Source organism: Nocardioides marmoraquaticus (genome assembly GCF_054777915.1).
Genome location: NZ_BAAHAA010000003.1, coordinates 1 through 16677, shown reverse-complemented (window position 1 = coordinate 16677; position 16677 = coordinate 1). Strand labels below are relative to the sequence as shown.

Sequence of the window (16677 nt, the reverse complement as noted above, 5' to 3'; positions counted from 1 at the left end):
GGGCGGTGATGGACGGTCTCTTCGAGTACGACGACCCGCGCGCGGACAGCACAGGCGGGTCGGGCGGCACGCTGGCCGGCAACGACCACGCGTCGGCGCCGCTCGCGGTGCGGATGCGGCCGCGCACGCTCGAGGAGCTGGTCGGGCAGCAGCACCTGCTCGAGCCGGGCTCGCCGCTGCGCCGGCTCGTCGAGGCCGACCAGCCGATGTCGCTGCTGCTGTGGGGGCCGCCGGGCACCGGCAAGACGACCATCGCCTCGGTGCTGAGCCGACAGACCGACCGCCACTTCGTCGAGGTCTCGGCGGTCGCGGCGGGGGTCAAGGAGGTCCGGGCGGCCATCGACGGGGCACGCAAGCGCCTGGTGCGCAGCGGCCAGGAGACGGTGCTGTTCGTCGACGAGGTGCACCGCTTCACCAAGGCCCAGCAGGACGCCCTGCTCCCCGGCGTCGAGAACCGCTGGGTCACGCTCGTCGCCGCCACCACCGAGAACCCCTTCTTCTCGGTCATCTCCCCGCTGCTGTCGCGCTCGCTGCTGCTGACGCTCGAGCCCCTCGGCGACGACGACGTGCGTGACGTCGTACGCCGCGCGACCGTCGACGAGCGCGGACTGGCCGGCGCCGTGGTGCTCGACGACGACGCCGTCGACCACCTGGTGCGGCTCGCCGGCGGCGACGCCCGGCGGGCACTGACCTACCTCGAGGCGGCTGCGGGTGCCGCTGCCCCTCGTGACGCCCCCTCGTCCCTCGGGCGCTCCTCGGGGAGCGGGGACGGGGGGGCCTCGGGGGGCGTGGCGGTCGTCGACCTGGCCACGGCCGAGCGGGCCGTCGACCGGGCGGCGGTGCGCTACGACCGGCAGGGCGACCAGCACTACGACGTCACCAGCGCCTTCATCAAGTCGGTGCGCGGCTCCGACGCCGACGCGGCCATGCACTACCTGGCGCGAATGGTCGAGGCGGGGGAGGACCCGCGCTTCATCGCGCGTCGTCTCGTGGTGCTGGCCAGCGAGGACGTGGGTCTGGCCGACCCGACTGCCCTCGGCGTCGCCGTCGCGGCGGCCCAGGCCGTGCAGCTGATCGGCATGCCGGAGGCCCGGCTCAACCTCGCGCAGGCCACCCTGCACCTCGCGCTCGCGCCGAAGTCCAACGCCGTCATCAAGGCCATCGACGCCGCCGCCTCCGACGTGCGCGCCGGCAAGGTCGGTCCGGTGCCGTCCCACCTGCGCGACGCCCACTACTCGGGGTCCAAGAAGCTCGGCCACGGGCAGGGCTACCGCTACGCCCACGACCACCCCTTCGGCGTGGCCGAGCAGCAGTACTCCCCCGACGTCGTCGCCGACGCCGTCTACTACGAGCCGACCGCGCTCGGCGCCGAGGCGGGCCTCAAGGAGCGCTGGGAGCGGATCAAGCGGCTGCTCCGCGGTCGGTAGGCGGCAGGTAGGGTCGTGCGCCATGGACACCACCCCCACCGCCACCGCGCTCGTCGCGGTCCTGGCCGTGCTGGTGGTCGCCTGCGTCGTCGCCCTCGCCCTGCTGGGCAGCCGAGCCCGCCGCGAGCGCAGGGCCGCGCTCGCCGAGGTAGCCGCCGCGCGTGCCGAGACCGCCCGTCTCGCCGAGCAGCTGGGCGCCCTGGGCGACCAGGTCGCCCGCCTCCGCGCCCCGGGCGCGCACGACGGGGCGGCGTACGTCATCACCGACGCAGGTCGCGCCGACGACAGCGTCGCGCCCGACACCCGCCCGATGGTGCGCGACACCTTCGTGCTCAACGCCGCCCTCGGCGAGCCCTTGGTGCGCGCCGCGGCGCTCACGCACGGCGTGCGCCGCGCCCTGTCGCCCGAGAGCCGGGCCCGGATCCGCTCCGCCGTGCGACAGGAGACGCGCCGCTCGCGCAAGGAGCGCCGCCGCGAGATGCGCGAGGTGTGGCTGGCCCACAAGCGCGCCGAGCGGGCCGCCGCCCGTGCAGCAAAACCAGCAGCGGCACCCGCGACCGCACGCCCGGCCGACGCCGCATGAGCCGGGCGGTCTGGTTCGTCGCGGGAGCGGCGACCGGGGTCTACGGCGCCTTCCGGGCGCGCCGCACCGTCGAGAGCCTCACCCCCGACGGCCTGCGCGACCGGGCGGCCGGTCTCGGCGTCGGGGCCCAGCTCTTCGTCGCCGAGGTCCGCGCCGGCGCGGCCGAGAAGGAGACCGAGCTCCGCTCGCGGCTCCAGCCCGTCGCCTCACGGTCCGAGCTCGGCGCCGCGCCCGCCCATCACTCCCAGCACCACTCCCAGCACCACCCCCACGAGCAGCACCAGCACCAGGAGGACAGCTAGGCATGGACAGCGCCGAGATCCGTCGCCGCTTCGTCGCCCACTTCGAGGCGGCCGGCCACACCCCGGTGCCGTCGGCGTCCCTGCTGGTGCCCGACCCGACGCTGCTGTTCGTCAACGCCGGCATGGTGCCGTTCAAGCCCTACTTCCTGGGCCAGGAGACGCCGCCGTACCCCCGGGCGACCAGCGTGCAGAAGTGCATCCGCACCCCCGACATCGAGGACGTCGGCAAGACGACGCGCCACGGCACCTTCTTCGAGATGTGCGGCAACTTCAGCTTCGGCGACTACTTCAAGGAGCGCGCCATCGAGCTGGCGTGGGAGCTGGTCACCAAACCCGTCGCCGACGGCGGCTGGGGCCTGGAGGAGAGCCGGCTGTGGCCGTCGGTGCTGCACGGCGACGACGAGGCCCTCGCGCTCTGGACCAAGGTCACCGGCCTGTCCGAGAAGCGCATCGTCAAGCTCGGCCCCAAGGAGAACTACTGGTCGATGGGCGTGCCCGGTCCGGGCGGCCCGTGCTCGGAGATCCTCTACGACCGCGGCCCCGAGCACGGCCCCGAGGCCGACTTCGAGGCCATGGGCACCGACATGGCGCCCGAGCTCGAGGACCGCTACCTCGAGATCTGGAACCTCGTCTTCATGCAGGACGAGCTCTCCGACGTCCGCTCCAAGTCCGACTTCGACGTCGCCGGCTCGCTGCCGAGCAAGAACATCGACACCGGCATGGGCCTCGAGCGGGTCGCGTTCCTGCTGCAGGGCCGCGACAACATGTACGAGATCGACACCATGTTCCCGGTGATCGAGCGGGCGCAGGCGCTCACCGGTCGCCGCTACGGTGCCGACCGTGGCGACGACGTGCGCTTCCGCGTCGTCGCCGACCACGTCCGCTCGTCGATGATGCTCATCGGCGACGGCGTGACCCCTGGCAACGAGGGCCGCGGCTACGTGCTGCGACGGCTGCTGCGGCGTGCGGTCCGCTCGATGCGGCTGCTCGGGTACGCCGACCCCGCGCTGCCGGAGCTGCTGCCGGTCAGCCGCGACAAGATGGGCGAGACCTACGGCGAGCTGCACACCGACTGGGAGCGGATCGCCCGGGTGGCCTACGCCGAGGAGGAGGTCTTCCGCCAGACCCTCCAGACCGGCACCACCATCTTCGACACCGCGGCGGCCGAGGTGCGCAGCAGTGGGGGCTCCTCGCTGTCGGGGGCGCAGGCCTTCACGCTGCACGACACCTACGGCTTCCCCATCGACCTCACCCTCGAGATGGCGGCCGAGAAGGGTCTCGAGGTCGACGAGGCCGGCTTCCGGGGCCTGATGACCGAGCAGCGCGAGCGGGCCAAGGCCGACGCGCGCGCCAAGCGCGGCAAGCACGCCGACACCGGCGCCTACCGCGGCATCCTCGACGGCTCCGGCCCGACCGAGTGGCTCGCCTACGAGACCCTGCGCACCGAGTCGGCGGTGCTGGCGGTGCTGCGCGAGGGCGCACCGGTCGACGCGCTCGGCGCTGGCGAGGTCGGCGAGCTCGTGCTCGACCGCACCCCGTTCTACGCCGAGTCCGGTGGCCAGGCCGCCGACGCCGGTCGCATCGAGTGGGACGGCGGCACCCTCGAGGTGCTCGACGTCCAGCGCCCGGTGCGCGGCCTCGTCGTGCACCAGGTCCGGGTCGCCGAGGGCGAGCTGCGCGCGGGCGTCCCCGTCGTCGCCCAGGTCGACCCGCAGTGGCGGCTCGGCGCCCGCCAGGCCCACTCCGGCACCCACGTCGTGCACGCCGCGCTGCGCGAGGTGCTCGGCCCCTCGGCGTTGCAGTCGGGCTCGTTCAACCGCCCCGGCTACCTCCGCCTCGACTACGGCTGGAACGCCGCGCTGACCCCCGAGCAGCTCAGCGCCGTCGAGGGGGCCTCCAACGCCGCGCTGCGCGAGGACCTCCCGGTGTCGTGGCAGTACATGACGCTCGACGAGGCCAAGGAGTGGGGCGCGATCGCCCTCTTCGGCGAGACCTACGACAACACCCAGGTGCGGGTCGTCGAGATCGGCGGGCCGTGGTCGCGCGAGCTGTGCGGCGGCACGCACGTCGACCACGCGTCGCAGGTCGGCACCGTGGTGCTGACCTCCGAGTCGTCCGTCGGGTCCGGCAACCGCCGCGTCGAGGCGCTCGTCGGTCTCGAGGGCTACGCCTACCTCGCCCGCGAGCGCGACCTGGTCCACCAGCTCACCTCGCTGCTCAAGGTGCAGCCCGACCAGCTGGCCACCCGCGTCGGCGACGTGGTCGAGCGGCTGCGAGCCACCGAGAAGGAGCTGGAGCGGCTGCGGCTGGCCCAGCTGCTGGGCTCGGCGGCCGACCTGGTGGCGGCCGCCGAGGACCTCGACGGCGTGTCGTTCGTCGGCACCGTCGCGTCCGGCGCCTCGGGAGGCGACGTGCGCACGCTCGCCCTCGACGTGCGCGGGCGGCTGGCCTCCGACCGGCCCGGCGTGTCGGCGGTGATCGGCGAGAGCAAGGGCCGGCCCGCCCTCGTCGTCGCCGTCAACGACGCCGCCCGCAAGGCCGGTGTGACGGCCAACGCCCTCGTCGCGGTCGGCTCGGCCGAGCTCGGCGGCAAGGGCGGTGGCAAGGACGACGTCGCCCAGGGCGGCGGCACCGACCCCGCCCGGGCCGACGACGCCCTCGACGCGATCCGCCGCGCCGTGCGCGCGGCGCGCGCCTGATCGGCCGCCCCCTCGTGGGCGACCCGGCGCCGGAGCGCGGCGTACGCCTCGGCATTGATCCGGGCGAGGCCCGGATCGGCGTCGCGGCCAGCGACCCGGCCGGGGTGCTGGCCACCCCGGTCGAGACCGTCCAGCGCGGTGACGGCGACGTCGAGCGCATCGCCGTCCTCGCCGCGGAGCGCGACGCCGTGCTGCTGTACGTCGGTCTGCCGCGCTCGATGTCCGGGGGAGAAGGCCCCTCGGCGGGTAGGGTTCGAGCGTTCGTCGCCGACCTGGCCGGGCGGGTGCACCCCCTCCCGGTGCGGTTGACCGACGAGCGCCTGAGCACCGTGACCGCGGAAGCGCAGCTGCGGGGCCAGGGCCGCAAGGGCAGGAAGCGACGCGCCGTGGTCGACCAGGCCGCGGCCGTGGTGATCCTGCAGAGCGCGCTGGAGCGTGAGCGGCTGACCGGTCTGGCCGCCGGGGAGCCGGTCCGGGTCTCCGGCACTGACGAAGGCGGATGACACCGGTGGACGACGACGGCCGCACCGACGTGCAGGACGACCGGCACCACCCCGAGGAGTCCCTCCTCGGCACCGACGGCACGTGGGAGCCGTCCGAGCCGCGCACCCGTCGGCTCCGCGGCTGCCTCCCGGTGCTGCTCGTGCTGGCAGTCGTGGGCTCGGGCCTGTGGTTCGGCGGCAACTGGGCCTACGACGAGCTGAGCACCCGCCTGGCCGACGCCCCCGACTACGAGGGTCCCGGCACGGGGCAGGTGCTGTTCCAGGTCGCCGAGGGCGCCACCTCGGCGCAGATCGGCCGCGAGCTCAAGGAGGAGGGGGTCGTCGCCAGCGTCGACGCCTTCACCGCCGCGGCCCGCGAGGACGCCGACTCCGTCAACATCCAGGTCGGCTACTACGAGCTGCAGGAGAAGATGCCGGCCGCCGACGCCCTGGCCGTGCTGATCGACCCCGCCAACCTGGTGCAGTCGCTCGTCACCGTGCGGGAGGGGGCTCGCGTCCCGCAGATCGTCGACGAGATCGCCGACAAGACCGAGATCCCGCGGCGCCAGGTGACCCGCGCCCTCGAGGCGCCCGGACGGATCGGCCTGCCCGACGTGGCCCGTGGCAACGCCGAGGGCTGGCTCTACCCCGCGACCTACTCGGTGCCCCCCGGCACCACGGCGCGGGATCTGCTCGGCCAGATGGTCGCCAAGACCGTGCAGGTCGCCGAGGACCTCGACATCGCCGACCGCGCCCAGCGTCTCGGGCTCACGGCCGAGGAGGTCATCACCGTGGCGAGCCTGCTGGAGTACGAGGCCAACCGCGCCGCCGACTACCCCAAGGTCGCGCGCGTCATCTACAACCGGCTCGCCGACGACATGCCGCTGCAGTTCGACTCCACGGTCACCTACATCACCGGGCGCACCGGCGACGTCTACACCACGGCCGAGGAGCGCGAGATCGACTCGCCGTACAACACCTACCGCTACCCGGGGCTCCCGGCCGGGCCCATCGGGTCGCCGGGCGAGGAGACCATCGAGGCGGCGCTCAAGCCCGCCGACGGCGACTGGCTCTACTTCGTGCCCGACTTCGAGGACGACACGACGCGGTTCTCGGAGACCTACGCCGAGCACCAGCAGTGGGTGGAGAAGCTCGCGGCGTACTGCCGGCAGAGTGATGACTGCTGAGATCCCTCCCGCGGGCCGTACCCGGTGCGCGGTTCTGGGCTCGCCCGTGGCCCACTCGCTGTCGCCCGCGATGCACCGGGCGGCGTACGACGCGGCGGGGCTCGACGGCTGGACCTACGACGCGGTCCGGGTCGGCGAGGACGAGCTGGCCGCGTTCGTCGAGGGGCTCGACGACACGTGGCGGGGGCTGTCGCTGACGATGCCGCTCAAGCGGCGCGCGATGGGCCTCGTCGACCACGCCGACGAGTGGGCCGAGCTGTCCGGCGTCGCCAACACGGTGCTGCTGACGCAGCGCAGCCGGCTGGGGCTCAACACCGACGTGCCAGGGGCGATGGCGGCGCTGCTCGAGCGGGTGCACGACCCCGTGCGCGAGGTCGTGGTGCTCGGTGGCGGGGCCACCGCCACCTCCACGCTCCTGGCCGCGGTCGAGCTCGGCTGCACCTCCGCCCGGCTGCTGGTGCGCGACCCCGCTCGGGCGGCCGAGACGCTGGCGCAGGTGCAGGCCCACCGCAGGGCTCCCGACGTCACGGTGCAGCGGCTCGACGAGTCCGTCGCCGGTGGCGTGGCGGCCGACCTGCTCGTGTCCACGGTGCCGGTGAGCGCGCAGACGCCCGAGCTGGTCGCCGCCGTCGCCGACGTGCCGGCGGTCTTCGACGTCGTCTACGACCCGTGGCCGACGCCGCTCACCCACGCCGCCGGCGAGGCGGGACGCACGGTGGTCACCGGCCTCGACCTGCTCGCGCACCAGGCCGTGCTCCAGGTGCAGGTCATGACCGGGCACGCGGTCTCCGCCGACCTGCTGCGCGCCGCGGCCCTGCGCGAGCTCCACCGCCGCGGCCGGGCTGTGGAGAAGCCCGCGAGCGGCGTCGGCACCGCCTAGCCTCCAGACGTGCTCGACTCCGTGCTGCCCGCGCTCGTCGCCGCGCTGATCGGTGGTGTCCTCGCCGTGCCCGCGCCGCGGTGGCTGGCCCGGGTGCCCGAGCCGGTGCCCGCTCCCGCGGGCGAGGTGTCGGGACCGCTCGGACCGCCGCCCGCCAAGGAGCCGTACGCCGACATCGCCGCGCTGCCGTGGTTCGCACCGGTCGTCGCCGTCGCGAGCGCGATCGTGTCCGGCGTCTTCGGCGCCGCGCTGGGGTGGACCGGCGCCCTGGTGCTGCTCGTGCCGCTGGTCCCCGTGGGCGTGGTCCTGCTGGTGGTCGACGCCCGCACCACGCTCCTGCCCACCCGCGTCATCCACCCGACGTACGCCGCGCTGGCGGTGCTGCTGCCCCTCGCGGCCCTGGTCGACCGCGACCTCGACGCGCTGGTGCGTGCCGCGCTGGGCTGGCTGGTGGTCGGCGGCTGGTTCTGGGTCTTCTGGTGGCTGCTCGGGGCGTGGGGGTTCGGCGACGTGAGGCTCGCGCGCGTGCTCGGCCCGGTGCTCGGCTACCTGGGCTGGTCCGAGGTCGTGGTCGGGCTGCTGCTCATGGTCCTGCTCGGGGGCGTCGCCGGGGTGGTGCTCACCGCCCGTGATCGCGACCTGCGCCGCCGCTTCCCCTTCGGGCCCGCGATGCTCGTCGGCGCGGCCCTCGCGGTCCCGCTCGCCGCCCCCCTCGCCCGCGCCGCCGGTTACCCCGTCTCCTGACCCCCATCCCGCCGAGGGGTCACTGCCTGTCGGTCGAGGGGTCAGTCGCTGTCGGTCGAGAAGTCACTGCCTGGCGGTCGAGGGGTCAGTCGCTGGCGGTCGAGGGGTCACTGCCTGCCATTCGAAGTGTCAGGGAGTGACTCCTCGCGTGTCAGGGAGTGACTCCTCGCGTGTCAGGGAGTGACTCCTCGCGTGTCAGGGACTGACCTCTCGCGTGTCAGGGAGTGACCTCTCACGTGCCAGGGAGTGACCTCTCGGCGGTCGTGGACTGGCCTCCGGGCTGGCGGAGGAGGCGTGGGAGGATCGGGGCATGCTGCGATGGCTCACCGCGGGGGAGTCCCACGGCCCCCTGCTCACCGCGATCCTCGAGGGCCTGCCCGCCCACGTGCAGGTCACGACCGACGACCTCGCCGACGCGCTGGCGCGGCGGCGGCTGGGCTACGGCCGCGGTGCGCGGATGAAGTTCGAGCAGGACGAGGTCCGCCTCGTGGGCGGCGTACGACATGGCCTGAGCCAGGGCGGCCCCGTCGCCATCGAGGTCGGCAACACCGAGTGGCCCAAGTGGGAGCAGGTGATGTCGGCCGACCCGGTGGCGCCCGAGGTGCTCGAGGGGTCGGCCCGCAACGCCCCGCTGACCCGGCCGCGACCGGGCCACGCCGACCTCGTGGGCATGCAGAAGTACGGCTTCGACGAGGCGCGCCCGGTGCTGGAGCGGGCCTCGGCGCGCGAGACCGCGGCCCGCGTCGCGCTCGGACGGGTCGCCAGCGCCTTCCTCGAGCAGGCCACCGGAGCCCGGATCGTCTCCCACGTCGTCGAGCTGGGCGGCGTCCCCGCGCCCGCGGGCTCGGTGCCCGGTCCCGACGACGTCGCCCGGCTCGACGACGACCCCGTGCGCTGCCTCGACGCCGAGGCCTCGAAGCGGATGGTGGAGCGGGTCGACCAGGCCCACAAGGACGGCGACACCCTCGGCGGCGTCGTCGAGGTCGTCGTGCACGGCCTGCCACCGGGTCTCGGCTCCCACGTGCACTGGGACCGACGCCTCGACGCCCGCCTCGCGGGCGCGCTGATGGGCATCCAGGCCATCAAGGGCGTCGAGGTCGGCGACGGCTTCGCGCTGGCGGCGACCCCCGGCTCGCTGGCCCACGACGAGATCGTGGAGGAGGACGGCAGCCTGCGCCGCGCCACCGGTCGCTCCGGCGGCACCGAGGGCGGCATGACGACCGGCGAGGTGCTGCGCGTGCGCGCGGCCATGAAGCCGATCGCCACCGTCCCGCGGGCGCTGCGCACCGTCGACGTCTCCACCGGCGAGGCGACCGTCGCGCACCACCAGCGCTCCGACGTCTGCGCCGTGCCGGCCGCCGGCATCGTGGCCGAGGCGATGGTGGCGCTGGTGCTGGCCGACGCGGTGCTCGAGAAGTTCGGCGGCGACTCGGTGCAGGAGACGCGTCGCAACGTCGGCACCTACCTCGACACCCTGCGCTACCGGTGAGCCCGCGGGTGGTGCTCGTCGGCGTCATGGGCGCCGGCAAGTCGACGGTCGGTGGGCTGCTGGCCGAGCGGTGGGGCGTCGGCTTCCGCGACACCGACACCGACGTCGAGGCCTCGCAGGGCCGCACCGTGCAGGAGATCTTCGTCGACGAGGGCGAGCCCGCCTTCCGCGCGCTGGAGCGCGACGCCGTCGCGACCGCGCTGGAGGAGCACGACGGGGTGCTCGCCCTCGGCGGGGGCGCGGTGCTCGACCCCGAGACGCAACGCCGGCTCGACGGCCACCCGGTGGTCTTCCTCCGGGTCGGCCTCGCCGACGCCGCGGGCCGGGTGGGCCTGGGGGTGGCGCGCCCGCTGCTGCTCGGCAACGTGCGCGGCAGCCTGAAGCGCTTCATCGACGAGCGGGCGCCCGTCTACGAGCAGGTGGCCCGCCACGTCGTCGACACCGACGGTGCCGACGCCGCGACCGTGGCGCAGCGCGTGGCGGAGGTGCTCGAATCGTGAGCACGGCGACCACGATCCACGTCGCGAGCGCGGCGCCGTACGACGTCGTCGTCGGCCACGACGTGCTCGGCGCCCTGCCCGCCCTGCTGGGTGAGGGCGTACGCCGCGTCGCCGTCGCGCACGCCGCCGAGCTGCCCGCGATCACCGACCGCGTGATCGCCGCCCTGCCCGCCGACGTCGAGGTGCTGCGCCTGCCGCTGCCCGACGGCGAGGCCGCCAAGACGGCCGCCGTCGCGGTCGAGGCCTGGGAGCGTCTCGGCGCGGCCGGCTTCACGCGCAGCGACGCCGTCGTCACCGTGGGCGGCGGTGCCACCACCGACATGGGCGGCTTCGTCGCCGCGACCTGGCTGCGCGGCGTGAAGGTCGTGCACGTGCCCACGACGCTGCTCGCGATGGTCGACGCGGCCGTCGGCGGGAAGACCGGCATGAACACCGGGGCCGGCAAGAACCTCGTGGGCGCCTTCCACGAGCCCGCCGGCGTGCTGTGCGACCTCGACCTGCTCGCCACGCTGCCGCGGCCCGAGCTCGTCGCCGGGATGGCCGAGGTCGTCAAGTGCGGCTTCGTCGCCGACCCCGAGGTCGTGGCCCTCGTCGAGCGCGACCCGGCCGCCGCGCTCGACCCGACCGGTCCGGTGCTGCGCGAGCTCGTCGAGCGGGCCGTGCGGGTCAAGGCCGAGGTCGTCGCGGCCGACCTGCGCGAGACCGGGGGAGCCGACGGCCACCCCGGCCGCGAGGTGCTCAACTACGGCCACACCATGGGTCACGCGCTCGAGCGCCACAGCGACTACCGGCTGCGCCACGGCGAGGCGGTGGCCCTGGGGATGGTCTACGTCGCCGAGCTCGCGCGCCGGGCCGGGCACCTCGACGACGCCACCGCGGCCCGCCACGCCGCGGTGCTCGACCTGGTGGGCCTGCCGACCCGGGTCGAGGTGCCGCCGGCGTTCGACGACCTCCACGCGCTGATGCGCGTCGACAAGAAGTCGCGGGGCGCCACGCTGCGCTTCGTCGTGCTCGACGGGCTGGCGGTGCCGCGCGTGCTGGCCGGACCCGACGACGACCTGCTGCGGGCGTCGTACGCCGCGATCGGAGGCCGCGCGTGACCGCCTCGAAGGTGCTCGTGCTCAACGGACCCAACCTCGGCCGGCTCGGCCGCCGGCAGCCCGAGATCTACGGCCGCACGACGCACGACGAGCTCGTCGAGCTGTGCGTCGGGTGGGGTCTCGAGCTGGGTCTCGAGGTGGAGGTGCGCCAGACCAACCACGAGGGCGTCATGGTCGACTGGCTCAACGCCGCGGCCGACGACGGCACGCCGGTCGCCCTCAACGCCGCCGCCTGGACCCACTACTCGATCGCGGTCCACGACGCCTGCGCCCAGCTGACGGCGCCGCTGGTCGAGGTGCACCTCAGCGAGCCGCTCGAGCGACCCGAGACCTTCCGCCACACCTCCTACGTCACCCCGCACGCCGCCCTGGTGGTGGCGGGTCACGGCGTCGACTCCTACCGGCTGGCCCTGGAGCACCTCGCCGGTCGCTGAGCCGGGTGTGACGGGCGGCGTGCCCGGGGTACGGGAGGCCGTGCGTCGCTGCGACGTACCGCCCTCGACGTTCAGCTCCGAGCGTCGGCCCTCCGCCGACGCCGTGCGTCGGCCTGTCGCGCGGGAGTCGACATGAGCCTGGTCCGTCTCGGCACGGGCGCGCCCGCGGGGCTGCTGGAGGACGTCGCCGACCGGGCCGCCGCCGCCGCGACGGGGGGAACCGTCGACCTTCAGGCGGCGCTGGGGCTGGCCCACGACCTGGGCGGGCGCCTCGGCGCCGACCACACCGGCAGCCTGGCGACCCGCTGGAGCGTGCTCGCCACCCTGGGTGCCGCCGACCTGACGGTCGCCCGGGCCGTCGAGCCCCACCTCGACGCCGTGGCGATCCTGCACGAGGCCGAGCAGGCCGGACTCGTGGGCGACGCCGCCTGGGGCGTGTACGCCGCCGAGGGACCCGACCGGCTCGAGGCGTCGCAGACGCCCGACGGCTGGCGGCTGACCGGCGTGAAGCCGTGGTGCTCACTGGCCGGTCGCGTCGACCGCGCGCTGGTGACGGCGTGGGCCGGCGACGAGCGGGCGCTCTTCGCCGTGCGCCTCGACGACCCGGGGGTGCGCCCCCTCGACGGACCCGCCTGGGTCGCCCGGGGCCTGGCGCAGGTCGACAGCACCGGCCTGCGGCTCGGCGACGTGGCCGCGGAGCCGGTCGGCGGGCCGGGCTGGTACCTGCGACGGCCCGGGTTCTGGCGTGGCGGCATCGGCGTCGCCGCGGTCTGGTACGGCGCCACGGTCGCCCTCGCGCGCCGGTTGCGGGAGGCGGCGGGTCGCCGTGAGCCCGACCAGGTCGCCCTGCTGCTGCTCGGCCGGGTCGACAGCCGTCTGGTCGCCGCCCGCGCGGTGCTGGACGGGGCCATCGCCGTCGCGGGGCTCGAGGACACCGACGGTGCCCTGCTGGCGCTGCGGTCCCGGCAGGCCGTGGCCGACGCGGTGGAAGACGTCGTCGGCGCGGTGGGTCGGGGCCTGGGTCCCGCACCGCTGACCACCGACGAGGAGCACGCCCGCCGGGTCGCCGACCTGCAGGTCTACGTGCGCCAGCACCACGGCGAGCGCGACCTCGTGCGGCAGGGCGAGCACGTGCTGGCGGGGGCGGACTGGTGAGGCCGCCGACGTTCCACCACGCCGAGCCCGGCACCCCGGCGGCTCGGTGGCTCGACGCCCCGGGTCGGGCGTCGTCCGAGCCGATCGACCTCGACGGCGTCGCGCACCTCGTCGTGGTGGCGGCGCACCCCGACGACGAGGCGCTCGGGGCCGGCGGCCTCATCGCGGTCGCGGCCGCCCACGGCATCGGGGTCTCGGTGGTGTGCGCGAGCGACGGCGAGGCCAGCCACCCCTCGTCGCCCACGGTCTCGCGGCACGAGCTGGCCCGGATCCGTGGCGCCGAGGCGCGGGCCGGGCTGCTCGAGCTCGGCGTGCCCGAGCACCACCTGGTGCGGCTGCACCTGCCCGACGGGGCTCTGGCGCGCCACCAGACCGCACTGACCGCAGCGGTGGTGCGGCAGGTCGGCACGGCCGGCCGGCGCACGGTCGTCGCTGCGCCCTGGCGGGAGGACGGCCACCCCGACCACGAGGCCGTCGGCCGCGCGGCCGCGGCGGCGTGCCGGCGCACCGACGCGACGCTGTGGGAGTACCCGGTCTGGTACTGGCACTGGGCCGAGCCCGCCGACGCGCCGTGGCACCGGCTGCAGTCGTGGACGGTGCCGGAGGACGCGCGGGTGGCCAAGGCGGCCGCCGTGGCGGCCCACCGCAGCCAGGTGGCCCCGCTGTCGGACCAGCCCGGCGACGAGGCGGTCGTCGGCCCCGAGATGGTCGCGCGCGCCGCCGACCCGGTGGAGCACTTCGTGGTCACCCCGGGCGCCGACTGCCCCGACCACGACCTCGACTCGCTCCACGCCGGCGACGACGACCCGTGGGGCACCCGGCGGAGGTGGTACGAGCGGCGCAAGCGCGACCTGCTGCTCGCGGCCCTGCCCAAGGCGCAGCACGGCCGCACCCTCGAGGTCGGCTGCTCTGTCGGTGAGCTCGCGGCGTCGCTGGCGCCCCGGGTCGACGCGCTGGTCGCCGTCGACAGCTCCGCGACGGCCACCCGGCTCGCGGCGCGCCGCCTCGGCGACGGCGCCGACGTACGACTGCTCGACGTGCCGCGCGAGTGGCCCGAGGGCGAGTTCGACCTCGTGGTGGTCTCCGAGGTCGGCTACTTCCTGTCGCCGGCCGCGCTCGAGGAGCTCGTCGACCGCATCGAGGGCTCGCTCGCCGACGGCGGCACGCTCGCGCTGTGCCACTGGCGCCATCCCGTCGAGGGGTGGCCGCTCGACGGGCCCGAGGTGCACCGCCGGGTCGCGCACCGCACCCGCTGGCCGCTGCAGGCGGCGTACGTCGACCGCGACGTCGAGATCCGGCTGCACGCCGCCGACGCCACCTGGCCGGAGGCGAGCCGGTGAGCGGTCTGCCGCGGGCGCTGCACGTCGTGGTGCCCTGCCGCGACGAGGCCGACCACCTGCCGGACCACCTCGCCGCCATGTCGCGGGCGGTGGCGCGGTGCGCCCGACTGCTGCCGGGCGTGGCCGTCGACGTGACCGTGGTGCTCGACGGCTGCCGCGACCTCTCCGCCGAGGTCGTCGCGCGGCACCGTCGCACCCGGCCGTGGCTGCGTGCCCTCGAGGTCGAGCGTGGTCGCGTCGGGGCGGTGCGCGCCGACGGCGTACGTCAGGCGCGCCGGTACGCCGCCGCGCCCGACGCCGAGACGTGGCTCGCCCACACCGACGCCGACTCGTGCGTGCCCGAGCACTGGTTGCTCCACCACGCAGCTGTCGCCGCGCGCGGCGACGACCTCTGGCTCGGCACCGTCCGCCCGGCCGTGCCCGCGCCGGTGCTGCAGGTGTGGTCGTCGCTGCACGGGCTGGGGGAGGGCCACCGGCACGTCCACGGCGCCAACCTCGGCGTGCGCGCGTCGGCGTACGACGCGGTCGGCGGCTTCGCCCCGCTCACCAGCGGCGAGGACGTCCGGCTGGTCGAGTCGCTGCTCGACCGTCGCGTCCGCGTCGGCGCCGACGACCTCGCCCCGGTGCGGACCTCGGCCCGGCTCGTGGGTCGCGCACCGGCCGGCTTCGCCTCGTTCCTGCGCGACCGACAGCTCGTGGGAGGCTGAGCGCCGATGCAGTCCTACGTCTGCCGCACCTGCGGCCAGCAGCTCTACTTCGAGAACTCCCGCTGCGTCAGCTGCGGCAGCCGGCTCGGCTTCTCCCGCACCGAGCGGGCGATCGTGCCGGTGGACGCCGACGGCCACCACACCGACGCCGACGGGCGCGACTGGTGGGTCTGCCGCAACCTGCGGCTCTCGGGTTGCACCTGGCTGGTCGCCGAGCAGGGCGGGCAGTGCGACAGCTGCGACCTGACGCGCACCCGACCCCACGACGACGACGCCGTCGGGCTCGCGCAGTTCTGGGACGCCGAGCGCGCCAAGCGGCACCTCGTCGTCGAGCTCGACACCCTGGGCTTCCCCGTGGTCGGCAAGCACCAGGACCCCGACCAGGGACTCTGCTTCGACATGCTCTCGAGCGTCGCCGAGCAGGTGACCATCGGCCACGCCGACGGCGTCATCACCATCGACCTCGCCGAGTCGCAGGACTCCCACCGCGCCAGGCTCCGCGAGCAGCTCGACGAGCCCTACCGCACCATGCTCGGCCACCTGCGCCACGAGTCCGGCCACTACTACCAGTGGCAGCTGGTGCGCGGCGACGAGCTCGAGACCCGGTCGCGGGAGCTCTTCGGCGACGAGCGGGCGTCGTACGCCGACGCGCTGTCGCGGCACTACGACCAGGGGCCTCCGGAGGGCTGGGAGGCGTCGCACATCTCGGCGTACGCCACGATGCACCCCTTCGAGGACTTCGCCGAGACCTGGGCGCACTACCTCCACGTCGCCGACACCGTCGAGACGGCGTCGGCGTACGGCCTGACCACGGTGGGGTCGGTCACGACGTTCTCCCGCTTCAGCGACGTGGTGCGCGGCATCTGGGTGCCGCTGTCGATCGGGCTCAACATGGTCAACCGCAGCATGGGCCAGCACGACCTCTACCCGTTCGTCATCCCGCAGCCGGTGCTCGAGAAGCTCGACTTCGTCGCCTCGCTCGGCGGCGTGGCGAGGTCGGCGACCTGAACCGGCCGCCACCCTGCCGAGGTGGAGCAGGGTGAGGGGGACCTGGCGGAGCGCCTCGTGCGCCGCTTCCTGCTCGTGTGCGAGAACCCCCGCACCCGCGACCGCGCCGTACGTCTCGTGCAGGGCTCGGTGGCCGACGCGGGCGCCGGCCGACGGTTCTACGCCCTGGTCAACCGGCTCGTGGTGCTCCCGGTGCTGCGCACCTCCCGGGTGCGGACCTCCGCCGTGCGGGTCGAGGTGGTCGGCGCCCAGCTGATCGGTGTCGCGATGCTCCGCTACGTGCTCGAGGTCGAGCCCATCGCCTCCCTCGACATCGACGAGCTGGTGTCCCTGCTCGCCCCACCCCTCCGCGCCGCCCTCCGCACCGCCCCCACCCCCGCTCTCGCGCGTTCGTACGCCGCTGCTCCCTGAGGCGCTCTCGCAGCGACCGTCTCGCAGGGCCGCGGCGGTGGTCACCGGGTCTCGAGGCTCGTCGCCCAGGGGCTCCTCGCACCTCGACCACCCAGGACACCCGCTGGTCGAGGTGCGACGAGCGCCAGCGAGGAGCCTCGAGACTGTGAGTCTTGGCATCGGCCCCGGGATCGTGTGGGGTCGGGTCGACGGCTGGTGGTGTGACCCACCTCGAGACTGACCCCAGCGT

Annotated in this window: 17 protein-coding genes; all 17 read left to right on the top strand. The window is 75.0% G+C overall.

Annotated elements, in window-relative coordinates; translation table 11 throughout:
• Window positions 1–8: 8 nt before the first annotated feature.
• Window positions 9–1427 (top strand): replication-associated recombination protein A, encoded by a 1419-nt coding sequence (locus tag ACYU8I_RS02930; protein WP_460837676.1) that lies wholly within the window; start codon window positions 9–11, stop codon window positions 1425–1427.
• 22 nt (window positions 1428–1449) lie between these two features.
• Window positions 1450–2010 carry a hypothetical protein gene (locus ACYU8I_RS02925; RefSeq protein ID WP_460837270.1) on the top strand — a complete coding sequence of 187 codons (561 nt, stop codon included), beginning with the start codon at window positions 1450–1452 and terminating at the stop codon, window positions 2008–2010.
• Window positions 2007–2312 carry a DUF6167 family protein gene (locus ACYU8I_RS02920; RefSeq protein ID WP_460837268.1) on the top strand — a complete coding sequence of 102 codons (306 nt, stop codon included), beginning with the start codon at window positions 2007–2009 and terminating at the stop codon, window positions 2310–2312. The genes ACYU8I_RS02925 and ACYU8I_RS02920 overlap by 4 nt, the downstream gene beginning before the upstream one ends.
• Before the next feature lie 2 nt (window positions 2313–2314).
• Window positions 2315–5011 (top strand): alanine--tRNA ligase, encoded by a 2697-nt coding sequence (gene alaS, locus ACYU8I_RS02915; protein WP_460837266.1) that lies wholly within the window; start codon window positions 2315–2317, stop codon window positions 5009–5011.
• A gap of 14 nt (window positions 5012–5025) precedes the next feature.
• Window positions 5026–5514 (top strand): Holliday junction resolvase RuvX, encoded by a 489-nt coding sequence (ruvX, locus tag ACYU8I_RS02910; RefSeq protein ID WP_460837263.1) that lies wholly within the window; start codon window positions 5026–5028, stop codon window positions 5512–5514.
• Entirely contained in the window at window positions 5511–6680 is a 1170-nt protein-coding gene (gene mltG / locus ACYU8I_RS02905) for an endolytic transglycosylase MltG (protein ID WP_460837261.1), read from the top strand. The genes ruvX and mltG overlap by 4 nt, the downstream gene beginning before the upstream one ends.
• Entirely contained in the window at window positions 6670–7560 is an 891-nt protein-coding gene (locus tag ACYU8I_RS02900; RefSeq protein ID WP_460837259.1) for a shikimate dehydrogenase, read from the top strand. Before mltG ends, ACYU8I_RS02900 begins: the two co-directional genes overlap by 11 nt.
• 9 nt (window positions 7561–7569) lie before the next feature.
• The gene (locus tag ACYU8I_RS02895) at window positions 7570–8304 is read left to right on the top strand and encodes a prepilin peptidase (protein ID WP_460837257.1); all 735 of its coding nucleotides are present in this window, start codon (window positions 7570–7572) and stop codon (window positions 8302–8304) included.
• Window positions 8305–8614: 310 nt separating this feature from the next.
• Window positions 8615–9793, top strand: a complete 1179-nt coding sequence (gene aroC, locus ACYU8I_RS02890; protein WP_460837255.1) for a chorismate synthase — start codon at window positions 8615–8617, stop codon at window positions 9791–9793.
• Complete coding sequence (locus ACYU8I_RS02885; protein WP_460837253.1) at window positions 9790–10293, top strand: shikimate kinase; 504 nt, start codon at window positions 9790–9792, stop codon at window positions 10291–10293. Before aroC ends, ACYU8I_RS02885 begins: the two co-directional genes overlap by 4 nt.
• Window positions 10290–11393 carry a 3-dehydroquinate synthase gene (gene aroB, locus ACYU8I_RS02880; protein WP_460837251.1) on the top strand — a complete coding sequence of 368 codons (1104 nt, stop codon included), beginning with the start codon at window positions 10290–10292 and terminating at the stop codon, window positions 11391–11393. Before ACYU8I_RS02885 ends, aroB begins: the two co-directional genes overlap by 4 nt.
• Window positions 11390–11827, top strand: coding sequence for a type II 3-dehydroquinate dehydratase (locus tag ACYU8I_RS02875; protein ID WP_460837248.1), 438 nt, complete (start codon window positions 11390–11392; stop codon window positions 11825–11827). The genes aroB and ACYU8I_RS02875 overlap by 4 nt, the downstream gene beginning before the upstream one ends.
• 132 nt (window positions 11828–11959) lie before the next feature.
• Window positions 11960–12982 carry an acyl-CoA dehydrogenase gene (locus tag ACYU8I_RS02870; protein WP_460837246.1) on the top strand — a complete coding sequence of 341 codons (1023 nt, stop codon included), beginning with the start codon at window positions 11960–11962 and terminating at the stop codon, window positions 12980–12982.
• Complete coding sequence (locus tag ACYU8I_RS02865) at window positions 12979–14322, top strand: PIG-L family deacetylase (protein WP_460837244.1); 1344 nt, start codon at window positions 12979–12981, stop codon at window positions 14320–14322. Before ACYU8I_RS02870 ends, ACYU8I_RS02865 begins: the two co-directional genes overlap by 4 nt.
• Complete coding sequence (locus ACYU8I_RS02860) at window positions 14319–15029, top strand: glycosyltransferase family 2 protein (protein WP_460837243.1); 711 nt, start codon at window positions 14319–14321, stop codon at window positions 15027–15029. The genes ACYU8I_RS02865 and ACYU8I_RS02860 overlap by 4 nt, the downstream gene beginning before the upstream one ends.
• Window positions 15030–15035: 6 nt before the next feature.
• Complete coding sequence (locus ACYU8I_RS02855) at window positions 15036–16037, top strand: zinc-binding metallopeptidase family protein (RefSeq protein ID WP_460837241.1); 1002 nt, start codon at window positions 15036–15038, stop codon at window positions 16035–16037.
• A gap of 21 nt (window positions 16038–16058) precedes the next feature.
• Window positions 16059–16448 carry a TetR/AcrR family transcriptional regulator gene (locus tag ACYU8I_RS02850; RefSeq protein WP_460837239.1) on the top strand — a complete coding sequence of 130 codons (390 nt, stop codon included), beginning with the start codon at window positions 16059–16061 and terminating at the stop codon, window positions 16446–16448.
• Window positions 16449–16677: the final 229 nt, after the last annotated feature.

Excerpts from the sequence above, each read along its gene's own strand:
- ACYU8I_RS02930 (WP_460837676.1), top strand. The coding sequence starts at position 9 with ATGGACGGTCTCTTCGAGTACGACGACCCGCGCGCGGACAGCACAGGC.
- alaS (WP_460837266.1), top strand. The coding sequence starts at position 2,315 with ATGGACAGCGCCGAGATCCGTCGCCGCTTCGTCGCCCACTTCGAGGCG.
- ACYU8I_RS02870 (WP_460837246.1), top strand. The coding sequence starts at position 11,960 with ATGAGCCTGGTCCGTCTCGGCACGGGCGCGCCCGCGGGGCTGCTGGAG.
- aroC (WP_460837255.1), top strand. The coding sequence starts at position 8,615 with ATGCTGCGATGGCTCACCGCGGGGGAGTCCCACGGCCCCCTGCTCACC.
- ACYU8I_RS02925 (WP_460837270.1), top strand. The coding sequence starts at position 1,450 with ATGGACACCACCCCCACCGCCACCGCGCTCGTCGCGGTCCTGGCCGTG.
- ACYU8I_RS02855 (WP_460837241.1), top strand. The coding sequence starts at position 15,036 with ATGCAGTCCTACGTCTGCCGCACCTGCGGCCAGCAGCTCTACTTCGAG.
- ACYU8I_RS02920 (WP_460837268.1), top strand. The coding sequence starts at position 2,007 with ATGAGCCGGGCGGTCTGGTTCGTCGCGGGAGCGGCGACCGGGGTCTAC.
- mltG (WP_460837261.1), top strand. The coding sequence starts at position 5,511 with ATGACACCGGTGGACGACGACGGCCGCACCGACGTGCAGGACGACCGG.
- ACYU8I_RS02900 (WP_460837259.1), top strand. The coding sequence starts at position 6,670 with ATGACTGCTGAGATCCCTCCCGCGGGCCGTACCCGGTGCGCGGTTCTG.